Source organism: Pseudomonas sp. CCNWLW23, assembly GCF_037095675.1.
Classification (GTDB): Bacteria; Pseudomonadota; Gammaproteobacteria; order Pseudomonadales; family Pseudomonadaceae; genus Aquipseudomonas; species Aquipseudomonas atacamensis.
The window spans coordinates 1-8,347 of the sequence record NZ_JBAWKM010000043.1 but is presented as its reverse complement, the minus strand read 5'-3'; the positions used below and the strand labels follow the sequence as shown (position 1 = coordinate 8,347).

The window sequence follows — 8,347 nt, the reverse complement described above, 5'->3', positions numbered from 1 at the left end:
TGAGCAGGGCAGCGGCGATAGCGCCGGACGGGCCGGCACCGATGATCACGACCTGACGGGATTCCATTTCAACGATTGGCACGTGAGCTCCGGGGCAAGGGACTGTTCAGATTCAGGGGCGCGCGATGCAGACCGATAAGGGCCGGCAGCAGCGTCGCGATCAGGCCCATCAGCATCAGCGCGAAATACAGCGCCGGGGTGATGAGCTGTTGTTGCAATAGCAGATTGAGAAAGACGATTTCGCTCAGGCCGCGAATGTTCAGCAGCACGCTTTCGCGCCAGCGGCTGGCGCCAGCGAACGAGGCGCCCGCCCAACCGAGGCCGAGCCAGTTGCCCAGCAGTTTACTGGCAATCGGCAACAGCAGCAGCGCCGCCCACTGCCCGGCGCCAAGGCTGGCGAGGGCGCTGTGCACGTCGATCTGGACGATACCGAACGTGAGGATCAGCGGGATCGCGATCCACGTCTGCAAGCGGCTCATCCAGCGTGCCGGCAACGGCAGCACCAACGGCACTTGCAGCAGCGCCATGCACAGCAGATAGCCGATGCCGAAAATCAGCGCGTTGAGTTTGTAATGCTCGGCCATGACCAGCAGGGCGAAGAAGCCGAGGCTGTAGGTCAGCGGGCGACGCACGCGCAGCAGGTGCAAAAGCAGCGGCACGCCGGCCATGACCACGGGCAGCAACAGGCTGCTCAAGTGCAGGCTGCCTTGGGCGAGGCCGAACAGCGTCCAGCAGGTCAGATCGATAAGGATCGCGGTTTGCACCAGACGCCGTGTGGCAGCGGGCGGGTAATCGATGTGGCGCAAATACAGGTACAACACCGGGATCGCCGTTATGGCGAAGACCAGTCCGATCGCCAGTGCGTTGAGCCACGGCTGCGCTGGCAGCAACCAGTACGCAACCGCCAGCCCGCAAGCGAACGGCACAGCGAAACTCGGCACAGCTATTTTCACGCTCTGGCGATCCAGACGCAGATCGATGACATCGCTGAGGATATGCCCGAGCAGCAAGGCGAAACTCAGGCTGTAGAGGTTTTTCAACCAGTCCGGGGCGATCAGTTGTGCGCCGCTGAGCTGCCAGCCCGGTTCGATCCAGAAATACATCAGCAACGGCAAACCGAAGCTCGCCAGCAGTAACTGGCTGACGATCGGAATCAGGCCGAAGTGACGGCCGACCCGGGTCGCCAGGGCAAACAGCGCCAAGGCCAGCAACCAGAAGCCGAAGACCATCATGCCGCTGGCTCCGCAACCGGTTCATGGCGCCCGGCCCACGGTGCGAGCATGAAGCTGAACGCCAGACCGAGGCTTACCGACAGGCCGAAATTGCTCACCGCCGGCGTACTGGAGACCGCCAGCAGGCCGAACGACAGCCACGTCGTCACGGCTGCGAGCAAGGTGCCGAGCAGACTTACCGCCGCGCCGCCCACCTGTTCGCGCATGAGGATTGCGTAATCGACGCTGATTGCCGTCACCAGCAACAGGCCGAACAGGCTGAACAGGGTCAGCGGCTGACCGAGCCAGCCAAGGCTGGCCAGACTGCATAGCGCCGCCAGCAGTGGCAGGGCGACGATGCGCAGTGCGCCAGTCAGGCCGAACGGCAGCATCAGCACCAGCACGATCAACACGCAGGAGGCCAGTTTCAGTTCGGCGGCGCTGATCTGCGTGGCGGCAAACACCTTGTTCAGGTCACCGAGGCGATCGACCAGCACCACTCCCGGCAAGTCCAGTGCCTGCACCCGCAGCAATGACGGATTGTTCAAGCCCTGCAGGCTGGTGATTGCTGCGACGCCGTCTTCAGTCGGTCCAAGCCACAGTGTCCGATACGGCTCGCCGAGTGGGCCGGCCAGCGCGGCGTCAATGTCTTCGGCGGGCAGGGTCTGCAATTGCTGCAATTCATTTTGCAACGCCGTCACCGGCACGCCGAGATCGAGCAGCGGTTGCCAGAACGACGGCAGCCTGTTCAGTGATTCGCGCACTTGCTGTTGCTGGCTCGGCGCGCTGACCAGTTGATCGAGGGCCAGATAGCCTTGCAGTTTGTCGAGGTTGACCAGTTGCTGCAGGCGCTCGCTCAGCGCTGCCTGGCGCTCGAGCAATTGCTCCTGATTGGCCGCGCGGATCAGGAAGAACTGGCTGGTCGGTTGATACCCGGTGATGCGCGCGATGGTCTGCGCTTCGTCGGTCAGATGCTGCGGCGCGCCGACCCATTGGCGGATGTCGTTCTTGCTCTGCAACTGCATCAGGCCGCCGACGCAGAAGGCGATCAGCAGGGCCAGCAGCGCGGGCGTGCGCATGCAACCGAGCAGCGCCTCACGCAGATGAATCAGGCGTTCGGCCAGGCGCAGCGGCCATTGCGCCGGGCGCAGTTGGACATTTTTCAGCAGCGCCGGCAGCAGGCAGACCGCCGACAGATAGGCACCGAGCAAGCCGGCAGCGGAGAACACGGCGATCTGCGTCAGCGCCGGGAACGGTGTCCAGGCCAGCGCCAGGTAGCCGATAACGCTGGTGATCAGGCTCAGGGTCAGCCCCGGCAAGGTCAGGCGCAGGGCCGGCCAGCTGCGCCACGGCTTGAGGCTCCAGCTCTTGGACAGATAGTGCAGCGGGTAATCGACGGCGACGCCGATCAGACTCGAACCGAGCACCAGCGTCATCACATGCATGTGGCCGAACAGCGCCACGCAGGCCACCGCGCCGAACAGCATGCCGACCAGCACCGGCACAAACGCCAGCAGCACGCCCCAGCGGCGAAACGCCAACAGCAGCAACAGCAGAATGCCGACCGTCGCGCCACCGCCGACCCAGGTCATTTCGCGGGTGGCTTGTTGCTGGCCGTTGGCGGCGTAGAGCAGGCCACTGGCGGCGAGCAACTGCACGCCGCTTTGCGCCGCTTGCTCGCGGCTGTGCTGGAGCAGCTCTGCCACCTGCAACGGCAGGTTCATGTCGAAGGCGTTGCCGGTGGTGCGCGCACGCAGCATCACCCAGCTATTGCCGTCGGCCTCGGCGACCAGTGCGCCGCTGCCAATGTCCAGTTGCACTGCGCCATGTTTCGGCTGGCTGTTCTGGATGCGCCCGGTCAGGCCCAGCCAGTCGTCCTGGCTCGGCACCAGGGTGAAGCCGTTGAACGGATCGAACAGCGCCTGCACCCGCTGCTGGATGAACGCGTCGGGGTGCTCGCTGAGTAGCTGCCGATCATCCGCCGAGAGCATCGCCAAACGCCCTTGCAGCAATTGCTTGCGCAGCGCCGGCAAGTCGGCTTGCAGGTTCCATTGCACGGTTTCGAACAGACCGCTGGCCTGCCATTGTTCGCCCAGTTGCTGGGCCATGGTCAGCGCTTGCTCGCGATCGGCGTGGCCGACCAGCACCAGCATTTCGCGATTGAGCGGTTCTTGCATGCGCTGTTCGGCGCGCACTTCCAGCGCGTCTGGACTGGTCCCGGGTACCAGCTCCATGAGATTGGCCGACAGCGGCGCACCGTCGCGCCACTGCCAGGCAGCCAGCGCGACGACGGCCAGCAGCAGGCTCAGAAACAGCCAAGGCAGCCTGCGTTCACTCGGCAAAGTCATGTTGCTCCGCTTCACTCAGGGGTTGCTCGGCCGTGCTGTCCTGCATGCGCAGCAGGGTGCTGTCGCCCTGGGTTTCCAGCAGCTCGATGGTTTGCACAAGGGCGCCGCCATCGATATTGATCTGCTTGAACACTTGCTTGAGCAGCATCGAACGCGGCGTCAGAGTCAGTTGCCACTGCTGCGCCGTGCCGCTCAGGGCCAGTTCGAAATCCCGCTGCAAACCGCTGCTGTCACCTTGCAGTACGGCGAGGAACAAACGGTTCTGCTCGGCGCCGGCGCTCTTGTTCGGCAGCAGTTGCCAGCCGTTGGTGTCACGGCGGGCGATGCCATTGGCGGTGATGCGGTAATCCTGTTGCAGCGGAGTTTTCAACAGCCACAGCAGGCCATGATTTTTGGCGAGGACGAAGCTGCCCTTGCTGATCAGCGGCTGCGGCAGGGCGCGCAGGTGTTTTTCCTGGATGAACTGGCCGTGGATAACATCCGGTTTCGCCAGTTGTTCACTGAGTTGTTGCAGGTCGAAGGCATTGGCCCATGACGACACGGCCAGCAGCGTCAACGCGCCGAGGCTTCTGAAAAACACATTCATCGCAGCATCCTTTCCACGGCATCGGTGAAGACTTTGGGTGAAGCCAGTTGCATCTCGCGGCTGCTGACTTCGACAGCGACCTGCACGGAGCTTGCGCGGGTCAGACGTTCGCCGGTCTGCAGGTCGCTGATCAGATAGTTGATCTTCAGACGGTTTTCCCACTCGATCAGGCTGGCGCGCACGTTCAGCCGCTGGCCGAACACCGCGCTGCGCACGTAGCGCAGTTGCAGGTCGATGATCGGCCAGGCGTAACCCGACTCGACCATGTGCGTGTAGTTATGGCCGATCTTGTCCAGCAGCGCACAGCGCGCCACTTCGAGGTATTTGACGTAATGGCCGTGCCAGACCACGTGCATGGTGTCGACGTCGAAAAACGGCACGAGAATTTCGCTATCGGCATGAAGCACTCCGGCACTACGCATGCAGCCTCCAGTGTTGCGCGGCGATGCGTTGCAGGCACAGGCGCAATTCGCCTTCCAGCGCGCGGTCTTCGATGACCGGCGGGAAGTCTTTGCCGAGTTCGTCGTGCATCGCCGCCAGTGCCGGCGGCAGCGGGCGCGCATCGGCGGCTTGAGCGCGCAGCCACACGCCCTGATTGGCGGCGAGCAGGGTGGCGGCGGCGACCTGTTCGGTCAGCTCCAGCACGCGAATCGCATCACGGGCGGCGATGGTGCCCATGCTCACCTTGTCCTGGTTGTGGCATTCGGTGGAGCGCGAGAACACGCTGGCCGGCATGGTGTTCTTCAACGCTTCGGCGGTCCAGGCGCTGGTGCCGATCTGCACCGCCTTGAAGCCGTGATTGATCATGGCCCGATCGGCGGGTGCGCCGGAGAGGTTGCTCGGCAAGCCGTGGTTGTAGCGCTCGTCGACCAGCAACGCCAGTTGCCGATCGAGCAGATCGGCGACGTTGGCCACGAGATTTTTCAGGCTGTCCATGGCGAACGCAATGTGCCCGCCGTAGAAGTGCCCGCCATGCAGAACGCGCTCGGCTTCGGCATCGATGATCGGGTTGTCGTTGGCGCTGTTCAGCTCGGTTTCGATGAAGCCGCGCAGCCAGTTCAGGCTGTCGGCCAACACGCCGAGTACATGTGGCGCGCAACGCAGCGAGTAACGATCCTGCAGACGATGCAATGGCGCGGTTGGCGCGTCGATCGCCAGATCCTTGCGCAACCACGCGGCGACCTGCATCTGCCCCGGGTGCGGTTTGGCGGCGAACAGACGTTCGTCGAAGTGCTCCGGATTGCCTTGCAGCGCGACGACGTTGAGCGCGGTAATGCGCGTGGCCAGTTGCAGCAGATAATCGGCGCGAGCGAAGGCGAGACAGGCGAGGCCGGTCATCACCGCCGTGCCGTTCATCAGCGCCAGCGCCTCTTTCGGGCGCAGCACCAGCGGCGTCCAGTCGAGCTCGCGATGCACGTCGGCAGCCTGACGACGTTCGCCACGGAACATCACTTCGCGCTCGCCGGACAGGGTTGCGGCGACATAGGACAGCGGCGTCAGATCGCCGCTGGCACCCACCGAACCCTCTTCGGGAATCAACGGCAGGATGTCGTATTCGAGAAACGCATGCAGACGCTCGAGCAGTTCGACGCGCACCCCGGAGACGCCGTGACACAACGACTGCAAACGCGCCGCCAGCACCGCGCGGGTTGCCTGCGCGTCGAGCAGTTTGCCCAGGCCGCAACCATGAAAAGTGTAGAGATGACGCGGCAGCGCCTCGACGTGATGCAGCGGCACCGCGACCACGCAGGAATCGCCGTAACCGGTGGTGACGCCGTAGATCACACCTTCCTTGTCCAGCAGCGAATCGAGAAACCGCGCGCCCTTGGCGATGCGCTCGCGATAGTCGGCGTCAGCCTGCAACTGCACGGGCGCCTGACGGTTGGCCAGGGCCAGCACGTCTTCGATGCGCAAAGGGCGTTCGCCGAAGGTTACCGGCTCATGGGTTGGCGTCGTCATCGGTCTTCCAGAAAGGGTAAAAGTTGAACCATTGCTGCGGGGCTTCCAGGCAATAGTGACTCAGGCGCTGCGCGTAGCGAGTGGCCCACTGATGAATGACCTGCTCGCGCTCGCGGCGTGTCCACACCACCGCGTCGGCGAACGGTTCGAGGGTCAGGCGATAGTGGCCGTCGGGTTGCTTGAGACACATCAGCAGGTTGACCGGGCACTTGAGCAGGCCGGCCAGTAACCACGGGCCTTGCGGAAATGGCGCCGGATGGCCGAGAAAATCCACCGTCACGCTGCGCCCACCGTGCAGTGGCACGCGGTCACCGGCAATCGCCAGCCACTCGCCGCGTTCCAGTCGTTCATGCAGTTGCAGCATGATCACCGGGTCGAGTTCGCTGACCTGGATCAGGCGCAGATTGGTCGCCCCGGCCTCGCCAAGCAAGCGGTTGAATTGCTCGGCGTGCTTGGTGTGCACCAGCACGTTCATGGTGACCTTTTCGCCGATCTCCGCCAGCGCCCGGCAGACTTCGAGATTGCCCAGATGTGCGCCGACCAGCAGTTGCCCGCGACTGCCGCGCAACTGCTTGCGCAGCAGCGCCGGGTCGATGATTTCGATCTGCTCGATGCTCAGCTTGCCGTTCCATACGTCGAGCTTGTCGAGCAGCGAATCGGCAAAGGTCATGAACTGGCCGAACACCCGCCAGTGACTCGGGCGCAGATCGTCGCGCCGGCTCCACGCGGCCAGCCGCTGCTGGTACTGCCAGGCACTGCGCCGGGCGACGCGGCCGAAGAGGAAAAAATACAGCACGATGCCGTACAGCAACGGACTGAGCAGGCGGCGGCCGAGGACTTTGGCGGCGAACGCGGTGAATTTCATCAGCAGGAAACTGCCCCGCTCTTCGCGGTCGGCCCAGTGCTTATTGTCGACTTCTTCGCTCATGGTTTCCGCCGCCGCCAGAGAATCAGCGGCCAACGCAGCAACATGCCGAAGAACAGCCGCGTGTGCATGCTGGAAATCAGCGCGTTGTCGTGGAACAGGCGAAAGTGCGATACACCGTCCAACGGGTAATGCACGCTGGTCTGCAGCCAGCGCATCGGCTGATTGCGCCAGGCCAGACGCACGAGGATGTCCGAGTCGAAATCCATGCGCTTGCCGACCTTGGCCGAGTCAATCACCGCCAGAGTCGGCGCCAACGGATAAACACGGAAGCCGCACATCGAATCGCGAATCTGCAACGACAGGGTGTTGATCCACACCATCACGTGGGTCAGGTAGCGCGCGTACAAACGCCCTTTCGGCACGCTCTCGTCGAACAGCGGATAGCCGCAGATCATCGCCTCGGGATGGGCGCGGGATTCGCCGACGAAGCGCGCGACGTCGTGCAAATCGTGCTGGCCGTCGGCATCGACCTGCAAGGAATGGCTGTAGCCCAGACGCGAGGCTTCGCGCAGGCCGGTCATCACCGCGCCGCCCTTGCCCTGATTGGCCGTCAGGCGCACCAGAAAAACCCTGTCGCGCTCGGCCAGTGCGTCGAGCACCCGCGCGCAGGACGGCTCGCTGGCGTCGTCCACCAGAATGCACGGCAGACCTTGTGCAAGCAGGGCATCGACCACGGTGGTGATCGCGGTTTCGTGGTTGTACACCGGGATTACGGCGCAGGGGTTATGCATGGGCAGGCCCCAGGAGAATGCGTCCGCTGGAACACGTCGCCGTGTCGTTGCGATAGGCGAAGTACAACTTGCCGCGCTCGGCATCGAAACGCAGATGCAGCTGGATTTCATCACCCGGGCGCACCAGTTGCTGGAATTTCAGCACTTCCATTCCGGCAAACGCGCCGTCCAGCTTCAGCAACTGCCGACCCAGATTCAGCGCCCATTCCACCTGCACCACCCCGGGCAAAACCGGTGCCTTGGGAAAGTGTCCGCTGAAGTAGGCCAGATCCGGCGGCACGCTGAGTTGCAGGCTCCATTCGCCGTCGCTTGCGCTCTGCTCCAGCACTTCGGGGGCTTTCGGCCGTGCGGCCAGCAGCAGCGCTTCGACGTCGGCTTGCGCCAGTTTGCTTTGGCTGTTCAACGGCATTTGCCGCAGCAGGCGCCAGCGTCGGGGCAGGGCGAGGGCTTCGCAATGTTGGCTCAGATGTTTGCGCAGGGTTTCGGTCAGGCCACGGCGGCCGTGCTCGCGCAGGGCGAACAGGCCCGATTCGCTGAGCACCAGCAGCGCACCGAGCGAGGCGCGGTTTTCCTGAACCACACCG

At 63.8% G+C, this 8,347-nt stretch carries 8 protein-coding genes; all 8 read right to left on the bottom strand.

Going from position 1 to position 8,347, the window contains the following annotated elements:
- Positions 1 to 68: 68 nt before the first annotated feature.
- A complete protein-coding gene (locus tag V8J63_RS27460; RefSeq protein ID WP_336464955.1) occupies positions 69 to 1,232 on the bottom strand; it encodes a sodium:proton antiporter in 1,164 nt (387 codons plus the stop codon).
- On the bottom strand, positions 1,229 to 3,559 hold the full coding sequence (locus V8J63_RS27455) for an MMPL family transporter (RefSeq protein ID WP_336464954.1): 2,331 nt from the start codon (positions 3,557 to 3,559) through the stop codon (positions 1,229 to 1,231). Before V8J63_RS27455 ends, V8J63_RS27460 begins: the two co-directional genes overlap by 4 nt.
- Entirely contained in the window at positions 3,543 to 4,145 is a 603-nt protein-coding gene (locus tag V8J63_RS27450; protein ID WP_016772032.1) for an outer membrane lipoprotein carrier protein LolA, read from the bottom strand. The genes V8J63_RS27455 and V8J63_RS27450 overlap by 17 nt, the downstream gene beginning before the upstream one ends.
- Positions 4,142 to 4,567, bottom strand: a complete 426-nt coding sequence (locus V8J63_RS27445) for an acyl-CoA thioesterase (protein WP_258710887.1) — start codon at positions 4,565 to 4,567, stop codon at positions 4,142 to 4,144. Before V8J63_RS27445 ends, V8J63_RS27450 begins: the two co-directional genes overlap by 4 nt.
- Positions 4,560 to 6,104, bottom strand: a complete 1,545-nt coding sequence (locus tag V8J63_RS27440) for an HAL/PAL/TAL family ammonia-lyase (RefSeq protein ID WP_336464953.1) — start codon at positions 6,102 to 6,104, stop codon at positions 4,560 to 4,562. The genes V8J63_RS27445 and V8J63_RS27440 overlap by 8 nt, the downstream gene beginning before the upstream one ends.
- Positions 6,085 to 7,032: an LpxL/LpxP family acyltransferase gene (locus V8J63_RS27435; protein ID WP_336464952.1), complete on the bottom strand. Its 948-nt coding sequence runs from the start codon at positions 7,030 to 7,032 to the stop codon at positions 6,085 to 6,087. Before V8J63_RS27435 ends, V8J63_RS27440 begins: the two co-directional genes overlap by 20 nt.
- Positions 7,029 to 7,763 carry a glycosyltransferase family 2 protein gene (locus V8J63_RS27430; RefSeq protein WP_323163899.1) on the bottom strand — a complete coding sequence of 245 codons (735 nt, stop codon included), beginning with the start codon at positions 7,761 to 7,763 and terminating at the stop codon, positions 7,029 to 7,031. Before V8J63_RS27430 ends, V8J63_RS27435 begins: the two co-directional genes overlap by 4 nt.
- A partial coding sequence (locus tag V8J63_RS27425) for a 3-hydroxyacyl-ACP dehydratase FabZ family protein (protein ID WP_336464951.1) occupies positions 7,756 to 8,347 on the bottom strand: 592 nt, incomplete at its 5' end. The genes V8J63_RS27430 and V8J63_RS27425, both read right to left, overlap by 8 nt.